This window comes from Amycolatopsis minnesotensis (assembly GCF_039529815.1).
GTDB lineage: Bacteria > Actinomycetota > Actinomycetes > Mycobacteriales > Pseudonocardiaceae > Amycolatopsis > Amycolatopsis minnesotensis.
In genome coordinates this window covers 69,786-87,227 of sequence record NZ_BAAANN010000008.1, presented here as the reverse complement: position 1 = coordinate 87,227, position 17,442 = coordinate 69,786, and the positions used below count along the sequence as shown (strand labels likewise).

Annotated in this window: 16 protein-coding genes; 2 read left to right on the top strand and 14 right to left on the bottom strand. The window is 70.1% G+C overall.

The window, feature by feature from the left end; all coding sequences use genetic code 11:
- From ABD256_RS12095 to ABD256_RS12030, 14 genes are all read right to left on the bottom strand, one after another.
- Nucleotides 1–804, bottom strand: a complete 804-nt coding sequence (locus ABD256_RS12095; RefSeq protein ID WP_344416854.1) for a phage baseplate assembly protein V — start codon at nucleotides 802–804, stop codon at nucleotides 1–3.
- Nucleotides 801–1,838: a hypothetical protein gene (locus ABD256_RS12090; protein ID WP_344416851.1), complete on the bottom strand. Its 1,038-nt coding sequence runs from the start codon at nucleotides 1,836–1,838 to the stop codon at nucleotides 801–803. Before ABD256_RS12090 ends, ABD256_RS12095 begins: the two co-directional genes overlap by 4 nt.
- Nucleotides 1,839–1,841: 3 nt before the next feature.
- Nucleotides 1,842–2,279 (bottom strand): hypothetical protein, encoded by a 438-nt coding sequence (locus tag ABD256_RS12085; protein ID WP_344416850.1) that lies wholly within the window; start codon nucleotides 2,277–2,279, stop codon nucleotides 1,842–1,844.
- 13 nt (nucleotides 2,280–2,292) lie between these two features.
- Nucleotides 2,293–6,183 (bottom strand): peptidoglycan-binding protein, encoded by a 3,891-nt coding sequence (locus ABD256_RS12080; RefSeq protein WP_344416848.1) that lies wholly within the window; start codon nucleotides 6,181–6,183, stop codon nucleotides 2,293–2,295.
- A 21-nt stretch (nucleotides 6,184–6,204) separates the two neighbouring features.
- Complete coding sequence (locus ABD256_RS12075; RefSeq protein WP_344416846.1) at nucleotides 6,205–6,615, bottom strand: hypothetical protein; 411 nt, start codon at nucleotides 6,613–6,615, stop codon at nucleotides 6,205–6,207.
- Between the two features lie 25 nt (nucleotides 6,616–6,640).
- A complete protein-coding gene (locus tag ABD256_RS12070; protein WP_344416844.1) occupies nucleotides 6,641–7,174 on the bottom strand; it encodes a hypothetical protein in 534 nt (177 codons plus the stop codon).
- Between the two features lie 3 nt (nucleotides 7,175–7,177).
- A complete protein-coding gene (locus ABD256_RS12065; RefSeq protein ID WP_344416842.1) occupies nucleotides 7,178–8,290 on the bottom strand; it encodes a hypothetical protein in 1,113 nt (370 codons plus the stop codon).
- A complete protein-coding gene (locus ABD256_RS12060; RefSeq protein WP_344416840.1) occupies nucleotides 8,287–8,748 on the bottom strand; it encodes a hypothetical protein in 462 nt (153 codons plus the stop codon). The genes ABD256_RS12065 and ABD256_RS12060 overlap by 4 nt, the downstream gene beginning before the upstream one ends.
- Before the next feature lie 8 nt (nucleotides 8,749–8,756).
- Nucleotides 8,757–9,278: a hypothetical protein gene (locus tag ABD256_RS12055; RefSeq protein ID WP_344416838.1), complete on the bottom strand. Its 522-nt coding sequence runs from the start codon at nucleotides 9,276–9,278 to the stop codon at nucleotides 8,757–8,759.
- 8 nt (nucleotides 9,279–9,286) lie between these two features.
- Complete coding sequence (locus ABD256_RS12050; protein ID WP_344416836.1) at nucleotides 9,287–10,951, bottom strand: phage tail sheath C-terminal domain-containing protein; 1,665 nt, start codon at nucleotides 10,949–10,951, stop codon at nucleotides 9,287–9,289.
- A 43-nt stretch (nucleotides 10,952–10,994) separates the two neighbouring features.
- The gene (locus tag ABD256_RS12045) at nucleotides 10,995–12,191 is read right to left on the bottom strand and encodes a hypothetical protein (protein WP_344416834.1); all 1,197 of its coding nucleotides are present in this window, start codon (nucleotides 12,189–12,191) and stop codon (nucleotides 10,995–10,997) included.
- Entirely contained in the window at nucleotides 12,188–13,060 is an 873-nt protein-coding gene (locus tag ABD256_RS12040) for an AfsR/SARP family transcriptional regulator (RefSeq protein ID WP_344416832.1), read from the bottom strand. Before ABD256_RS12040 ends, ABD256_RS12045 begins: the two co-directional genes overlap by 4 nt.
- Before the next feature lie 231 nt (nucleotides 13,061–13,291).
- Complete coding sequence (locus ABD256_RS12035) at nucleotides 13,292–15,085, bottom strand: M6 family metalloprotease domain-containing protein (protein ID WP_344416830.1); 1,794 nt, start codon at nucleotides 15,083–15,085, stop codon at nucleotides 13,292–13,294.
- A gap of 279 nt (nucleotides 15,086–15,364) precedes the next feature.
- Nucleotides 15,365–15,856 carry a MarR family winged helix-turn-helix transcriptional regulator gene (locus ABD256_RS12030; RefSeq protein ID WP_344416828.1) on the bottom strand — a complete coding sequence of 164 codons (492 nt, stop codon included), beginning with the start codon at nucleotides 15,854–15,856 and terminating at the stop codon, nucleotides 15,365–15,367.
- Nucleotides 15,857–15,951: 95 nt separating this feature from the next.
- Here ABD256_RS12030 and ABD256_RS12025 point away from each other — a divergent pair, with 95 nt between their 5' ends.
- Both ABD256_RS12025 and ABD256_RS12020 read left to right on the top strand, forming a co-directional pair.
- Nucleotides 15,952–17,064, top strand: coding sequence for a cytochrome P450 family protein (locus ABD256_RS12025; RefSeq protein ID WP_344416826.1), 1,113 nt, complete (start codon nucleotides 15,952–15,954; stop codon nucleotides 17,062–17,064).
- A 63-nt stretch (nucleotides 17,065–17,127) separates the two neighbouring features.
- Nucleotides 17,128–17,301 carry a hypothetical protein gene (locus tag ABD256_RS12020; RefSeq protein WP_344416824.1) on the top strand — a complete coding sequence of 58 codons (174 nt, stop codon included), beginning with the start codon at nucleotides 17,128–17,130 and terminating at the stop codon, nucleotides 17,299–17,301.
- Nucleotides 17,302–17,442 lie beyond the last annotated feature (141 nt).

Genomic DNA, 17,442 nt, shown 5'->3' with positions numbered 1-17,442 from the left:
TTACGGCGTGAACGAAGTGAGTCCGCGGACGGTGACCGCCGCGCCCTGGACGGTGGCCGCCGCGGAGCCTTCGAGTGCGGCTTGGAGGGTGCCCTTGACGGTGGCGCGCGTGCCCTGGACCGTCGCGTCGAGCCCGGCTTTGACGGTGACGCTGCCGGTGGCCTCCAGGGTGAGGTCCTTGGCCGCGGTGAAGCTGACCGAGCCCGCGGACTCCAGCCGCACGTCACCGTCCTGGTCGAGGGTGATCGTGGTGCTGCCGGAGGAAACTGTCACCGTGCCACCGCCCGCGCCGGACTGGTCGAGCTTCAGCTCGGTCCTGCCCGCGGTCGCGGTGACCACCCCGTCCACGATCCGCACGGTGATCTTCGGCGGCAGCTCGATCACCAGCTCGCGCGGCGGGCTGCCGTCGGCGTGGTTGCGGATCGCCGCCAGCACGCTCCTGTCATCCGGTTCGGCCAGCGGCAGCCTGAACACCACTTCGCCCGTTGTGGACAGGGCGGGCCGGTCGATGTCGTTGTACAGCCTGCCGATGATGATCGGCGAGTTCACGTCGCCGTGCGCGAACGCGACGAGCACCAGATCCCCGACGTTCGGGATGGCGACCGTGCCGACGTGCCCGGTGGCCACCGGAACCCGTTTCAGCGCGAGACCGCTGTTCTTCAACGTGACGTCGCAGCCGTAGTTGTCGTCGTCGTCGGCGTCGCGGTGCGGGTAGACCTCCTCCACCAGGCCGAGTTCCGTGCCGCGCACCGCGCTCAGCTCGTTGCGCACGATCGCCGCGATGGTGTCCACGATGGTGCTCACCACAGGCCTCCCAGTACGGCCGCGGCGGCTCCGGCGAGGCTGCGGACCTCCAGATCGGTGACCAGGCCACCGGCCTTGGTGATCCGGTGGCAGACCGCGCGCACCTGGTAGTTGCCGTCGATCTCGTCCACGCCGGCCCTCGCCGGGAAACCCGACAGCCGCACCAGATCGCCGAGCGCCACCTGCGGCCTGCCCTGGATCCGGACCCGGCCGCGCAACGCGCTCTCGGTGAACACCTCGGCGACCGCGCCCGCGGTGGTGGCCGCGGCCCGCGCGGTGCGCAGTGACGGCCGCTCCACAAGCAACTTCGGCGAGCCGGCTCCCGAGGTGCCCCGGCGGGAGCCGAAGTCCTTGGTCAGCCACGCCCATGACCCGTCACCGCGCGACGAACCGGGGCTGTCGCCCCAAGCCTCCACAGTGGACGCGAACGGCCTCGACCTTGCCAGCTCGGCGGCCAGCACGTGCTCGCCGTACTCGAGCTCGTGCACCGTGCGGCTGCCGGTGAACGCCTCGAACACCAGCTTTCCCCCGCCGGTGCAGTAGGTGTCGAAACCGCACAGCACAGCCAAGTCACGCAGGTGCCGTGCCGCGTTGCGGCGCCCGTCGACGACGTAGGCCGCGAAGGCGATCCCGTCCTCGACGCGCTCGATCTCGACGTCCGCCGCCCCGGCCAGCGCGCGCACGATGTCACCGGCCGTGGTGTCCTCGAAGGTCCTGTCGGTGAACGCGCGCAGCAACCGGTCCCCGGTGGCGTGCCCGGTGATCCGCTTGGTCTCCAGCCCCGGCTCCACCGCCACCACCAGCCCGGTGCACACCCGCACCAGCTCGCCGCCGGCGTACCCGAGATCGATCGACGCGTCGTCGCCCGGTACCGCGCGCAAACCGCCGACCTGCCCCTGCACCACCGTGAACCCGTCGGCCGGGGTGTCCATGTCCAGCCGCACGGTCAGTTCGATGGCGGTACTCGCCTTCGGCTCCTCGGTGGTGTCCACCACGTGCTCCCCGAACACGATCCGGTACGCCGGTCGCAACACCGCTCAGCCCTCCCCTTCGAGGGCTCGGCGCAGCGAATTCCGCCGGTCGTCCAAGCGCACCAGCAGGTTCGAAGTCTGCTGCGGCAGCACCTCGGCCAGTGCCTGCCTGTCCGCGTCGTCGTAGATGACCAGCGCGCCCTCGTAGTGGCGAAGCAGCGCTTCGGCCAGCTCCCGGTACTCGGTCCGTCCCCGATCCTTGAGCAGCCCCACCAGCGTCGGCGCGAAAATCCTGGCGTGTATCCGAGGATCGAATCGGCCGCCGAGATAGGTTTCCTCGAACGCGGCCAGGTAGCGCGGCGCGAAACCGGCGACCCTGACCGCGATCTCCTCGTAGTCGGTGGCCTGCAGGGCATCCCGGTTGAAGTTGCCACCGAGCACGGCACGCAGATCGCCGGCGACGGTCGCGGCATCCGGCCCGTCGGGCTGGTCGTGGTTCGTCACTACGTTCTCCGATTCAGAAGGGCACCACGAGGGTGTTGCCGGTGGCCGTGTCAGCGGCAGCGGTACCGCCCAGCGCTGGTTGGCGAGTGGTACGCCGGCGACGCACCCAGTTGAGGATGTTGGCGTTGGCGGCATCGACGTCGGGATCGGGCGCGTTCAGGTTCTGCACCCGCCGGTACACCCGCGTGTCCGGCAACGCGATACCGGCATTGCGGGGGTCACCGGTAGGCGCGGCCGTGTTGAAGGTGAAGAACTGCCGGTCGACCGCGGTGTCGAACCGGTTGAACAGCACATGATGCAACTCGTGGGCCAGTGTTTCGTCGTCGACATCGAGAATCCGGGTGCCGACGAAGATGAAGAAGCGCTCGCCCAGGTTCACCGTGCCGCCGCCGGGGACCGGCACGGGCAGGCGGTTCGACACGGTCGCGTAGGCGTTGGCACCGGACAGGTCCACGAACACCACGGTCAAGGTGTTGTCCGGGGTGACCGGGATCAGGTCGGCGAGCACCGCCTGCTCTTGCGGATTGTTCGCCGCACCAGGGTAGCGGGAGCCGATCAGCGCCGCCGCTGGAATGGGCCGGTCCACGGCGGCCGCCGGATCGATCTGCAAGCCGACCTGGCGCCACCGGTCGAAGGCGTGCTCGAACTGCGCGGCGCGATAGGCGGCGGTCGCGGGGAGGAAAGCGGGGTCGGCACTGGTGTAACGGATCACCCGGACCGGCAGCCGCCTCCGCTCGTCGACCGGCGTGCGCTGGAAAACCGGCAGTTCGACGGGCAGCCGTACGCCGGGCTGCGCGAGATATTCGGCCCGCACCGAACCGTCGACCAGCGCCCGGCGCAGCCGATGATTGCTCGTGCCCCTGGCACGGACACCGGAATCGGGGTGCGGCGCCGCGAGTCCACTGTGGACCGGCTGGTCACGATCCACGTTGTCCGAGACCAGCAGCACACCGCGGCTGATGAACCGGTGCGCGCCCGGCGCTGTTTCGGGCAGGCTGAGCTGCCGGGACGGTGGCGCGTCGTCGTCGGTCCGGTTCGCCTTCAGCGTGCGCCATTCGACCCGCACCTCGGCGGCCCGCGCGGCATCAGCGACCCTGAAGTGGAACCGCCGGGTGTCGAGGCCGGCGAAGTTGGCCGCTTCGGCCTCGCCGTTGAGGAGATTGCCTGCCGCGTCGTAGGCCCGGTCCCAGACCCCGAACCTCGCCGCTGTCAGCGGTGGTGCCGCGGCGGTGCCTTCCCTGCTGACATCCACTCCGACCACGGTGTTGCGCAGGTGGTCACCGTCGGCCTCCGCACCGGCCAAGCCGAGTTGCAGGCCGGTGTCCGCGGCGGCCGCGCTGACCGCGGTGCCGTCCACGAACAGCCGGAGTCCCGCGGCCGGAATGGCCGCCGCCGCCACCACGTGCGGCAGTGCCAGCGGGACCTGCCCCGCGACGGGAACTTCCTGCCGCCACACCGCCAACCGGCCGGACAGCGCGGCCAGGGACACCGAGCCGGTGAACCCGGCCGGCGCCACTCGCCGCACGATCAGCATTGCCCGCTCGTGCCGGAAAAGCGGATCGGCCAGTTGAACCGCTCGCCCGGGTGCCTCCTTGCTCGCCGCGGGCAGCACCGGTGGCTCGGCTCCCGGAGCCAGGCGGCTGAGGCCGATGTCGACGGTCAGCTCGACCGAGGTCATCCGCCTCGTCACCGACAGGCCCGGCGTGGCGCCTACGGTCATCTGCAGTGTCAGCGTCACGTCGCCGACGGCCGCGCTGGCCGACCTGCCGTCGGCGAACAGCGTGTGCCCGGCCAGCAGTTGCGCGTCGGTGAAGACGTTGTCTATGCCGTTGAACGTGATTTCGTTGCCGCCCGTCACGGCGTCGAAGAAGCTCACCCGCAGATCCGATCGGGTGAACCGGCCGGTGAAGGGGCCGGCGCCGGTGGCCCGCAGCACCACCGGACGGCGTGCCGGGCTCGTGTGCTGCTTGCGGACCACCACCACGTCCGGCGCGGTGAGCGCGGGCTGGACACCCGCGACCGCGGCACTCACGGCGACGACCGGGGCCGGGGGAATGCCGAGCCGGAAGCAGGTGCGGTTGCCGGTCACGTGGCCGAGCGCCTGGCCTTCCACACGCGGCACGAACCCCTCGTCCAGCTCGATCTGGTAGATGCCGGGCAGCTTGTGCCCGTAGCGGAAGCTCCCGTCCGCGGCGACCCGGCCGGGCTTGGGCGTTCCCGCGATGGCCGGTGGACGGGTCTTCTCGACCTCGCCGTCCAGGTACTCCCCGTCCGAAGCGGTCAGCACGTGCTGGCCCGTGTACGGCGAACCGTCCGCGAAGGTGATGGTGCCTTCGACCGGGACGGTGCCCGGCTCGGCCGGCACGCGGAACCACGGGCGGTGCGGGTCCGGCGGTCCGGTCGGTGCGCCTCCGCCGTGCGGCACCACGAAGCAGTCGACCGTGCGGGCGGTGCCGTCGTCGAGGCACCAGCCACCCCCGCCCGCGCCGTCGGGCACCAGGTCCAGGGTCGCCGGTTTCGGTACCTGGCATGGCATTTCGGACTCGCGGACGAACATCAGCTCGGTTCGCCGGTTCTGCCGCTTGGCGTCCTGCGTGTTGACCACCGGGTCCTGCTCGCCGCAGCCGAGCCAGCGCAGCGGGCCGTGGTCGCAACCGGCGGTGTTCGCGTTCGGCATGAGCTGCGCGGCCGGGATGTCGATCGGCTCGCGGGAGAGGTAGGCCTCGATCAGCGCCGGCCAGGTGTCGTCGCCGACCACGCCGTCGTCGGTGAGCCCGTTGTCGCGCTGGAACCGGCGCACCGCCTCGTCGGTGCGCACGGGGTCGCCGCCGACGTCGCCGTGGAAGTAGTCGAGATCGCCCAGCATGTGCTGGTACTCGCGGATGCCCCAGGTGTCCCGGACGGTGGTGGTCTGGCCGGCGGGTCTCGCCCGGCGCAGCTCGTTCCACTCGGCGATCGAGGCCCGCGGGTCGTGGCCGAAGGTCAGCATCGCGTAGGTCGCCCTGCCCCGCCGCTCGGACAGCGCCTGGTTGTACGCGTCGTCGCCGACCAGGTCGGTGTGCCCGACGACGAGCAGCCGCTGGTCGCGGTGCGCCTCGGCGAACCGCGCCACCTGCCGCAGCACGTGCCGCATGCACGGTTCGACGAACGCCTTGTCGAACCGGAATCCGATCACGAAGAACGTCGCCGTCTTCGCACCGCGGCGCAGCACGACGGTCACCGACGCGGTTTGTCCATCTTGGACCGTCACGGCGGCGGAGCCGGTCAGCGCCTCGGGCACGCCGCCCGGGTTGAGGTTGTCGTCCACCAGTGCCTCGGCGGTGTACTCCCCCGCCGGGAACGGATCCTCGAACCACACGTTGTCCTGGGTGCGGTTGGTCAGCACCCGCGCCAAGGCCGCGCCCGACTCCGTTTCGGTGCCGCGCACGGTCACCCCCACCCGGTTCATGTCGAAGTCCGGCTCGCCCTCGACCACCACGGTGACCACGAGCTTCCCGGTCTCCACCTCGGGCGGCGGTGGCGGCGGGACGTCCACCCCGTCGGTGTCGATCGGCTCCGCCTCGGTGAACTCCCGCAGCCCGAAGGCGTACTCGAACATGCTGGGACGGCCCGCCAGTTCGCGGACGTCCATCTCCTCGATCAGCACCCGGTCGACCAGCGTCGCGGTGGAGATGTCGGAAACGAAGGCCACCGGCTCCCCGGCGTGGAACTTCGCGCGCAGCGCGGCGAGGTTCTCCGAGGTCTCCGGCCGGGTGAGCACCCCGGCCAGGCGCAGGCGGGCCCCGCGCCTGCCGAGGTCCTGCAGGAAGTCGCCCTCGAGCCCGGGGACCGGGTGCCGGGTGAACACCTGGTCCTCGTCGGTCTCCACCAGCTGGACCTGGTCCAGCTCGAGGTCTCCCAGCATCGGACGCACCATCGACGGTCCCTACGCCTTCACCGTGGTGAGGTGGATCGTGATCTTGTCCAGCAGAGCGAAGATCTCCGCCTTGATCGCGTCGACGCCGGGCAGGGACGTGACCACATCGACGGCACCCGCGACGTCGTCGACGACCGCCTCGCCCGGCAGCACCTTCTTGGCGATCTCCAGGAAAGCCGGGAGCTTCTTGGTCATTTCGAGGATCTTGGTCATGTCCCCGAGTTCACCGCTGAGCTTCTCGATCGCGGCCTTCAGCTTCGCGATCAGGTCGATCAGCAGGCCGACCAGGTCCTTGAGCTGCGGCACGAGCGCGGCCACCGTGTCGAACACCTTGTCGATGTCGTTGATGTTGTCGTCCAGGAAGCCCTTGAAATCGGTGAGTACCGACTTCAGCTCCTCGAACAGGTTTTCCTCGGCCATGCGATTTCCTCCTTGAGGCAGCCGGTCAGCTCTTGCCCGCCGCCGTGACCCGGTCCAGCAGGTCGGTCAACGGGCCGACGAACCGCTCCAGCCCGGTGGAAAGCCCCTGGATCAGTTCCAGGCCATCGAGAATCTCGTCCATCAGCCCGGTCGCGTCGTCGAGCAGGCCGATGTCGAGCCCAGCCGTCGACGCCGGTTCCACCGGTTCGATGTACTCGCGCAGGGTGAGCGCGTAGGCGTACCGGTCGGGGCGGCCTGCGAGCTGCCGGATCTGCAGGTCGTCGAGCACCACCTGTTCGACCTCGGTATCCGTGGTGATGTCCGCGGTGAACGGCAGCGCGGTGCCGGTCCGCAGGTCCTTCTTCAGTTGTGCCAGCAGGTCCAGTGCCTGACGGTCGCTCGCCATGCCCCACAGCGTGACCGCGGTCGGCGCCCTGCCGAGGTTCTGCAGCAGGCTGCCGTCCTTGCCGGGCGGCTTGTGCTCGGCGAGCGCGCGCAGGTCGGCCGTGCGCAGCTCCTGCACCTGCGGCAGCTCGTATCCGGCCAGCATGGGGCGCATCGCTCACACCTCGATCCCGTGCCTGCGCGCGGCGTTGTCCAGTATCCGGCGCATCATCAGTTCGAGATCGGCCTCGGAGACGGTGTTTTCCGGCGGTGGCGACGGTTTCGCCACGTCGTTCGGGTTCGACCGCCCCGGCGCGGAAACCCGCTCGCGCCGGGGAATCTCCGGAAGCTCGGCGAACTGGGCGCTGAGCCGGGTCGGCACTTTGTCCACTTCGGACTCTTCAGGCGTGCGAGTCTCCAGTTCGGCGCTCGGCGGCGCGACTGGGTGCGGCCGGTCCGGGACGGGTTCCGCCGCAGGTGCCTGCGGTGCGACGGGACCGGCACCCGTCGGCCGCGCGACCGGTCGGCGAGACTCCTCCTTCCGGTCGACCGGTGCACGGCGCGGATGGCCGGACCGGTCCGGCGCGAGGCGTTCGAGCAGTGCGGCAGGTGCGATCGGACCAGGCCGCAGGGCCCCGCCGAAGGTCGCGATCAGCGCGGGTCCGCAGTCGGCGCGCACCCGCTTGGCGGCACCGCGAGCCAGCGACGATGGAAGCTCGCTCGCCGCGTCCGCTGTGGACGAAACCGGCGGTTCAGTGCGCCGGACCACGGCTGGGCCCGCCGTCGGAGCGGTCCGCCGGATCCGGGGGCAGGCCGGAGCGGGTGGCGGCCCGGCCAGGCCGCGCAGCCGTTCGGCGCTGACCTTGCACGGGTCCGTGCGCTCCGGCGCCGCGTCGGGCACTACCACCGCGATCGGCTTCACGGGCAATGCCGGTGCGTGCTCGGCCCGCGGACGACAGCCGCTCCGTGCGGCCACCGGTCGTGGCGGCCTCGCCGGTTTCCCGAGCGGCTCGGGAAGTACCGGGCGTGCGGCGGGCTCCGAAGGCCGAATGCCCCGCGGGTCCATTTCGGACTCGTCCGGACCGCGGCCGGTCAGCTCGGCCAGCGCGCGGCCGAGCAGCGGGCCGGACAACAGCTCCGGCGGCCCCGAGTCGGGTGCGCACACCCTCCGCAGCCCGGCGTCGACCGCATCCGTTTCCGCCGTGCGCGCACGAAGCGCCTCGCGGAAAGCGGTGGGGGCGCCCGCGCCCGCCAGTGCGTCGGAACAGCTCGGCGAAGGGGAAACGCTCATGCGACCTCGACCGCCCGTCCGGCCATCTCCAGGTACATCAGGATCTGGCCGATCGTCATGCCGCTGACGTCTTCCGCGGTCCAGCCGAATTCGTCGGCCAGCACGAAACACGCCTTCGCCAGTGGTGCCTGCACCAGCTCGGCGAGCCGGTCGCGCGGGGTGTCGACACCGCTGAGCTCGTTGATCCGGTCCACCAGGAACCGGGCGAGCCCGGCGGGCAGCCTGCCCGCCTGGTCCGCGGTCAGCGCGGGTTCGACGAACGCCTGCTGGATCATCAGCGCGGCGGCCAGTTCCCGGTCGTCGCGAGCGGCACGGGCGATGCGCTGCACGTCTCGTACGGTCAGCGGCCGGAGGGTGACCGCGCCGCCGGGCACGGTTCCCTCCAGCAGCTCCGGTGGCAGCACCACCTCGTGGGTGAGCCCGCTGCCTGCCAGCAGGTCTTCGGCGGTGAGTGGCATTTCCGTCCTTACGCGTCAGGGAAGGTGACCTGTGTTTCGGCATCGCCGACGCCGATGGTGAGCGCGCGGAAGCACAGGCTTTCCATCACGAACTCGTCCTCTGGCATCGCGAACTGCCAGTTCTCGAACTTCACTCCGCCCACCACCAGGCTCACCACGGCATCCGCCTTCGCCGGATTCGCGAGCTGGAGCGACATGCTGAAAGTCGGCTGCGCATAGGGCTCGGGAACGGACGCCGACGTCGAGCCGCGGCCGAGCAGCAACGACATCAGCGCGCCGTTGACGAAGGCGCGGCCGACGCTGCCCGCGATGAAGATGTTGCCGGGGCTCAGCGAAACCGGGTGGCGCCTGCCTACTTCGTGGAACTCCTTCAACGCCGTGTTCACGCGCAGCGTCACGTCGGTCAGCCTGCCGACCGTCTGCACCGCGAACGCGTCCATCACGGCCTTCGCGTCGGCGCCCTCCGGGGTGTCCTCGCTCGCGAGGGTCAGGGTGCCGTTGGCACCCGTGAAAACTTCTGACAGTGCCATGGGAATCCTTACTCGAGGAACATCGTGACCTTGATGAAGTCGATGCTGAAGGTGGGCCGGATGACCATGTCGGCCAGTACGCGGCCGCGGATCTCGTCTTCGCGCGAGGCGTGCACGTCGAGTTCGTAGCTCACCAGCATCTCGTCTTCGACCATGCCGGCGAGGAAACCGTTGATGGTGGCCTTCAAGGCACCGCGCACCCGCTCGTTGTTGAGCAGCCCGATGTACGGGGTCGCCGCGCTGCGCACGCCGAGCTTGGCGTAGTCGACGATGCGCCGGGTGGTGATCTGGGTCCACGCGGTGTTCGTCGAGGTGGTGATGCCGCGGACGATCCGGAAGCCCTGCCGCTTCTCCAGGGTGAGCGCCCTGCTCAGCACGAGCTGCTTCAGCTCGGCCGGGGTGAAGTCGTATTCGAGGCCACCGGCCTGGAGCACCTTGTTGGTCAGGCTGATGTGCGGCGGCTGCGCGGCGAGCATGCCCGCGATCGCGGCGGCGGCGTACGAACCGGGAAGGGTCACCTCGGCGACCGGGTCCTGGCCGCGGTCCACCGCGCGGATCCCGGGAGTCACCAGCACCACCCGGTCGCTGTTCACCGAGTGCCCGCTGGCTTTCGCCACATACGCCGACTGGGTTCGCGGCACGGAATCGCCGCTGAACGCGGTGCCCACGATCGCGATCCGGTCCCGCTTGATCTCGTCGGCGGACGCTTGGTCGCAGTGGGCCGCCAGTGCGCTGGCCGCCGCCGCATGGCTTTGCCCCGCCGCGACGATGAGGTGCGCGTCCACGGTGAGCAGTGCGGCGAGGCCGTCCGAGTAGTCGGTCACCGCCTGTCCGTTCACCCCGCCTGCCAACGGAGTGGGAGTGACCTTTTCGGGCAGGCTGGCGGACTTCGCCCCCGCACTGGCTTCCACCAGCGTCGACGACGCGTTGACATCCGCGACCAGGTCGTCGCCGCTCACCACGTGGTACGTCTCGACCGCGGAAGTCCCGGCCTTCACCACGAGGGTCGCGGCCTGGCTCTTGTCGGCCGTGTAGCTCGCGATGACCTTGTCGCCGGTACCGGGCTTCGTGCCGAAGGTGATCGTTCCGTCGGTGTCGACCCGCACCCCGGTGGGCGAAGCAGGCGAATCGTAGGAGATCACCGGCACCCGGTCCGAACCGCCACCGGCCGGCCGGACCGCGATGCGGTTCGACGCGGACGGCACTATCGGGGACTTCGCCAGCTTGTAGTTCGGGCCGGTCACTTCTTCGCCGGTGACGAAGGCGGCGGCCGCACCGGCCTTCACCTCCACCGAAATGTCGTTTCCCCAGCTACCGGGCGAGGCGGCCGTGAGCGTGACGCAGGGGTCCGCTCCGGTGTTGAGGATCCTGCTCGCGGTCGCGGCCGCGCTGCTGGCGACCCGGACGGCCCAGACCGTGGTGGCACCGAACTTGTAGGCCTGTTCGATCGCGCGAACCAGGGTCAGCTCGTCGGAACTGCCGTCGTCCCACCGGTCGTAGGGGCCGAAGGCGGCCACCGCGGCGGCGTAGCTGCCGAGCAGCTGGGGCACGTTGACCGGTCCCTTGGCCGCGGTGCCGACCACCCCGACGTTTCCCACGGTGATCGCACCGGGCACGATCAGCGCTTCCGGCCGCACTTCGACGAGTACGCCGGGCAAGACTGCTTCGGTCATGTCTCCCTCTTCTCCGACGGATCTGTTCTGCCGCGGTCCTCCGTCATGGCGAATTGACCCTCAGGTAGACCACGGCGGTCTGGTCGAGTCCGGTGCCGCCACCCGGCGGCAGGTAACTGCAGATGAGCCGGTCCGACCAGGTGGGCAGCACGATCGGCGCGTCGAACGAGCGGTCGAAACCGGCGTAGCCGTCCACTGCGCCGTCGGTGTCCCAGTCGCCGAGTTCCAGGCCGGGACCGGCGGCACCGAGCTGGGCGAACAGGTCGCCCGGCGCCAGCGTCACGTCCGCATTGGACTCCGGCGGGTGGTCACCACCGGTCGCCGCGAGGAAGGTGGCCAGGTCCGGCAGGTGCAGGATCGGGCCGCCGTTGCCGTCCGTGCCGCGCAACGCCAGCAGCCGCACCTGGCCGCCGATGCCGGGGCCGAAGGCCAGCGCGGTGATCCGGTGGACCCGCATCGGGCCGGTGATCACCAGCGGTGGCGCGGTTTCGCTGTCCCAGCGGATGATCGAGTCGGTTTCGGTCTCGCGTTCGCGGCCTGGCCCACCGGCGCGCTCGGGATCGGTGGTGAGCTGGATGCGGGTGATCAGGCTGTCCGCGTCGCCGCTGTCCACATAGGAATACTCGTAGAGCACGTCGAAACTGGTGGTCTTGCGCCAGCTTCCGACCGGCTCGATGTGCTCGGCGAGGGTGGTGCCCGTCGCCCGTAGCTTGAGGAAACCGATTCCGCGCAGCACATCGCGGTCGTCGAGCAGGTCCGAGTGCAGTGCGAGCACCGCGGTGTCCACAGTGGACGCCGTCGCGCCCCAGATCTGGAACCGCACCCTGGCGTCCAGCCTGCCGCCGCGCACCGTGCGGGTGCCGAGGGTGCCGGTGGTTTCGGTACCGCTGTGGTTGCCGAGGCCGACCAGCTTTTCGGCGACGCGTTCGAGCGTGACGTTCGGCGCGGGCACCGCGGGCGACGGGCTGGGCAGCCTGGCGCCGAGCACCGCGAGCATCTCGGTGACCACGTCGGTCAGTGCCGGACCGGTCATGCCCGCCCCCGCCACGGCGACCTGGTCCTCGATGAAGCGGACCAGTTCGAACGGACGGCGCGAGAGTCCGCGCTCACCGGTCTCGACGTCGGTGGCGAACCCGTGCCGGCCCGGCGCGGCCTCCGGTTCGCGCAGTGCGCGGACGACGAAGGAATGCGCCGGCACCGAGTCGCTCGTGTCACCGTTGCTCCCCTTGCTCGCATTCACGATGAGGACATGGATACGCGGGCGCGGTCTCCGGAACGTCTTCCGTCCGTCTCCGCCTTCCCCAGACGTTCGCGAAGGTCGTCGACGGTGGCGCGCAGCACGGCCAGTTCCGCCCTGACCCCGTCCAGCGCGGCGGGTTCCGGCTCGCTGCCCGCGTCCGCGCCGATCTCCGCCGCCAGCCGCCCGGTGCGCGCCGAGGGCCGGATGCCCAGCTCGTGCATGAGCACCTGCTGGCAACGCCGGAACTGGCGAAGCGCGCGGGTGCGGTCATCGGTGCGGTAGTAGAGGTTCATCAGCCGTCGATGGGTGCGTTCGTGCGCGGGCTCCACCTCGAGCAGCCGCTGGGCCCAGCCGATCGCCGCGTCGAGCCCACCTCGGCGCTCGTGCTCGACGCTGAGCTTGTCCAGCAGCGCGAGGTGCAGGTCCGCGAGCCTGGCGCGCTCGATCAGGAACCAGTCGTCGTAGTACCCGTCCATCAGCGGGCCCCGGTACAGATCGGTGGCGTGCGCGAGTTCGTCGAGTCCGGTGGCCGACCTCGACGCCGTCACGAACACGTCCACGTCGAGCCAGACGCGGCGATCCGGGTTGATCCGGATGACCTCGCCCTCGGTGAGCACCAGCCGCGCCCCGCCGGGATCGGTGGCCTGGTGCAGCTGCCAGAGCACCTGGCGCATGGACTTCTTGGAGGCCTCGGTCTCCGCCGACGGCCACAGCGCTTCGGCCGCCGTTTCCCGCAGCACGTTTCGCTGCGGCGCCAGCAGTACCAGCGCGAGCAGTTCCTGCGCCTTGCGGCGGATCGGCCGCTCCCCCGGTCCCGCGTCCGAGGTCAGCTGAAAACCACCGAGCAGACGAACCCGTAAGTCACCCACGCCGACCTCCCCGTGCACCACCCGCGGCTTCCCCCAAGCCTGCGCATTCGCTGCTCCGAATCGGGCAGCCGCCGTTCAGCCTTTCGAACACCGCGGGGCGCCCCATCGGGCAGCCGCCAGGTCACACGGGGTTCTCCGCTGATCAGGGCGGCGGCACCGTCGCATGTGGACGGCAGCAAAAAGGGCGGGCGGCCCGCCGATGCGAACCGCCCGCCCCCGCTCGTGCTTGTGTCAGTGCGCTCGTGCGCCGGGGAAGGACACCCGGACGTCCACGGTCCGCCCACCGCGCTGTTCACCGAACAGGCTGATCAGCGTGCCGGTCTTCGGGACGTCCACGGAGCTGCGCCAGGCACGCGGGTCGTACCAGGAGTTCCGGTCGTCGAAGGTCGGCTGCGCCGGTTGCGCGGGCTGCGCCACCTTCGCGGTGTACTTCACCCCGTCGGGCGTGGTGTTGTCCCAGGTCAGGTTCAGCGGTTTGGTGGCATTCAGGCTGAACGCCGCGTCGTACATCTGCACACGGGGCCGGATGGCCCTGCCGTCGTCGGAGATGATCGGGCTGACGCGCGCGTCCACGGGCAGCACCTGCCCCGCCCCCTTGTGCTCGGAGACGTTGTTGTCGGTCATCGCGCGGTTCCAGTACCACACCAGCATGCCCGGCTGGTAGGCGAAGCGCTGGAACTTCGTCGCGCCGTAGGAATTGAAGTACGCGTGCTGAAGGTCCACGTCGTAGCCGATGCTGCGGCGGTTCTCCACCAGGTAGTAGCGCCCCTTGCCGTCCTGCCCCGGCGGCAGGATCACCACCAGCGCCTGCGGGTTCGCGCCCTGCTTCGCGTTCGGTGCGTCGATGCTCACGTCCGCTTCCTGGCCGTAGCGCACCGCCGTGTAGTCCAGCCAGCCCAGCATCAGCTTTTCCCACGGGCCGAAGCCGCCGGGTGCGGTGCCGCGGACGGTGTCGGAGTTGGACAGCCACGAACCGCCGCTCATCACCGACCAGAACCCGGTGGCGTTGTCCTGGCAGGCCAGCGGGTCCTCGGCGCAGCCGTTGCCGCTGTAGTCGTAGAAGTCGGGCAGACCGAGGTCGTGGCCGAACTCGTGGGCGAGCACGCCGACACCGGCGTTCTCCGGTTCGATCGTGTAGTCGCTCGCCGCCACCCCGCTGGCGCCGATCGCGACCGGCTTGTCCGTCGCGCTGGAGTGCGACCAGATGACCTCCTTGACCCGCGGGTCGAGATGGCTCCCGAAGGTCTCGGCGCCGACGCCCGCGTGCAGGACCATCAGGTGGTCGAGCTGACCGTCCGGCTGGTCGAGGTGCTTGGCGCGGTTCCACTTGTCGTACTGGGCAAGCTCCTTGTTGATGTCGGCGTCGGTCGCGCCGCCCGCCTTGCGCTGGGCGACCCATCCCGCGAAACCATCCGAAATGAGCTTGTCCATCGTGTCCTGCGCCGTGTAATAGGCTTCGCTGTAGGGCAGTTTGACCCAGTTGGTCACCTCGCCGTCGACCCCGAACCGGCCCTGCGACTGCTGCCGGTAGAAGTCCTTGAACGACGGCTGCTGGTCACCGAACAGCACTTTCTGGTAGTGCGCCTGGTTGAAGTCGGGCACCCAGTAGGTGCCGTTGTCCTTCTTCGGGTCCGGCTTCGGGATGTTGTTGTGCACCGGGCCCACCGGTCCGCCGATCTCGGGCGCCGTCTGGTCCCCGAACTCCACCGCGAGCACGAACACCTTGTGCGTCCCGCTGATCTTCAGCGAGTCCACGGTCCCCGGATCGCCGTTCGCGCGGCTCTGGCGGCCGCCGGAGAGGATTTCCCGTTCCAGCGTGTCCGCGGCGCGCTGGCGCTGGGCCTTCGCTTCGGGGGACGGGCGGTCGTCCGGCAGGCCGGCCCCCTCACCGGAGGCGGAGGCCCCGGAGGCCGCGGGGACCGGGACGGCCGGTGCCGCGACGGCGGAACCGACCGGCACGGCCATCGTCACCGCGAGCGCGGCGACGGCGACCACGCTCAGCTTTCTCTTCGAAAATCTGCCCACTTCATCGCCCTTCATCCTGATGCAGGAAAGAACAGAACACGGGAACAGTGCAGCTCATCCAAACGTGACCGGCCGACACCGAACAAGAAGCCGAACAGCGCAACATTCGCTACTCCGTTGAGCACGGCAGTAGTGACCACGCACCAATCCGGTCCGCGAAATCCACTTTCAAACAATACGAAAGTAGCACGAATCAGGGCCGCCGAGAATCGACGGCCGAATTCAGCTTCCCGGCACCGGACCCGTCGTTTTCGCCCTGCCGAACGAAAGCAGGCCCGCTCAGCCGGCGGTGGTGTCCTCGGCCAGCACGGCGCTCATGGTGCCGCGCAACCGCGCGAGGAACCCTTCGAACTCCGCCAGCGTCTCCGGCGAGTACTGGGAAACCAGCGCGTCGATGGGGTCCACGAGGAGCCCCCCGAAGAACTCCTGCGCGGGACCTTGGATCTCCGGGCTGGCGCGCAGGGTCACCACGCGCCGGTCGGCCTGATCGCGAACCCGGACCACGTGCCCGGCCCGTTCGAGGCGGTTGAGCAGGTTGGTGGTCGCTCCGGAGGTCAGCGACACGCGCTCGGCGAGCCGCGCCGGCGACAGCGGGACGCCCTTGTCCTCGGCGTAAAGGATCTCCGCGAGCGCGGCGGCGTCGGTCGCGTGCAGGCCGAGGAAACCCGCGAAGCGCCGGGTGAGTTCGGTGTAGCTCGCACCGAACGCCCTGAGCCCGTCGAGGAGCCGCTCGCGGTGCACGGCCGTCTCGCCGCCCTCGGTCCGTTCCATCGCTGTTCTCCCTGTGGTCGCGTTGACAACTTACCCGGGACCAGATTACCTTCCTCATGAAATCACTTCATGGTGAAGCTATTCTTGGAGGACTCGTGGCCCACCTCGACAGCACGCCGTTCGAACCGGTCACCCGCGCCGTCGACGATCCCGACCGCACGCGATCGGCACTCCGCGCCGCCGGTCCGATCGTCCGCACCGAGGCACCGGCGGGCGGTCCGGCGTGGATCGTCACCGACGCCACCCTCGCGCGCGAGGTCCTCAACGATCCCCGGATCATCAAGGACACCGCCGGTGCGCCACCGTGCTGGGCGCACGCGGAGCTCGAACCGACCGCCGCGCAACAACTGTCGCTCACCACCCTCGACGGCGACGAGCACCTTCGGCTGCGCCGCGCGCATTCCCCGCTGTTCACCGCGAAGCGCACGCGGGAACGCACCGGGCGGATCACCGCGATCGCCACCGAACTGCTCACCGCGCTGGCCGCATCGGGGGAACCGGTCGACCTGATGGCCGATTTCGCGACGCGGTACCCGTTGACCGTCCTGCTCGACCTGCTCGGCATCCCGCTCGATCGCGTCGACGACGCGATCGGCGCCTGCCGGGACATGCTCAGCGGGAACGGTCCCCGTGCCATGGCCACCTTTTCGGCCATCGCCGCGGCCGGGCTCGCCGAAGGCCGCGACGGTCTCGCCGCGGAACTGCGCGACCGGGTTCCGGCGGATCTCACCGAGGACCAGCTGCACTACCTCGTGTTCACCCTCATCTTCGCCGGGCAGCTCACCACGGACGCCGCGATCGGCTTCGTGCTCGCGCGCACGCTCGACGCCGACGTCCCGGCCGAAGCACTCGGCTCGCTGGTGGACGAGACCCTGCGACGGCACCCGCCCGCACCGTTCACGCTGTGGCGGTTCACCGCGACCGAGGTCGAGATCGCGGGCGTCCGGCTACCGGCCCGCTCCCCCGTACTCGTCGACATCCGGGGCATCAACGCCGACATCGCCCACCCGGACCTGACCTTCGGCGCGGGCCCGCACTACTGCGTCGGCGCGCATCTCGCGAGGCTCGAACTCCGCGTCGCCGCCGAAGTGCTCCGGACCACGTTTCCGCACGCCGCGCTCGCGGTGCCGAAAAGCGCGCTGCGCCAGCGGGATCTCGGCGGTATCCAAGGCGCGCGGCTCACCGCGCTACCCGTGCTTCTGCGGTGACGCGTCATTTCCCGTGGATCGGGTAGTCCCCCGAGAGAGGTGACTACCCGAGGAGGCACGCCGATGAGAACCATCACCACCGACCAGCTGCACCCCGCGCCCGATCTCACCGAAAACCCCGAAGCGGCCGACGAGCTGCGCAAGGCGGCGCTGACGGTGGCCGCCCACGCCCAGGACCGTGCCGAATGCGCGGACCTGCTGGACATGCTCGGCCTGCACGAACAGCGCCCGAACTAGAAGCACGTCATCAGCCGGTGGCGAGCAGGAGCGCGCCGACGAGCACGACCAGCGCGGTGGCGCCGCAAGCGAGCGCCGCTCACCAGAGGTGGACGGCTCCCCCGCGAGGCGCAGGTGGCACGGCTCGCTCTGCTTGTCGAG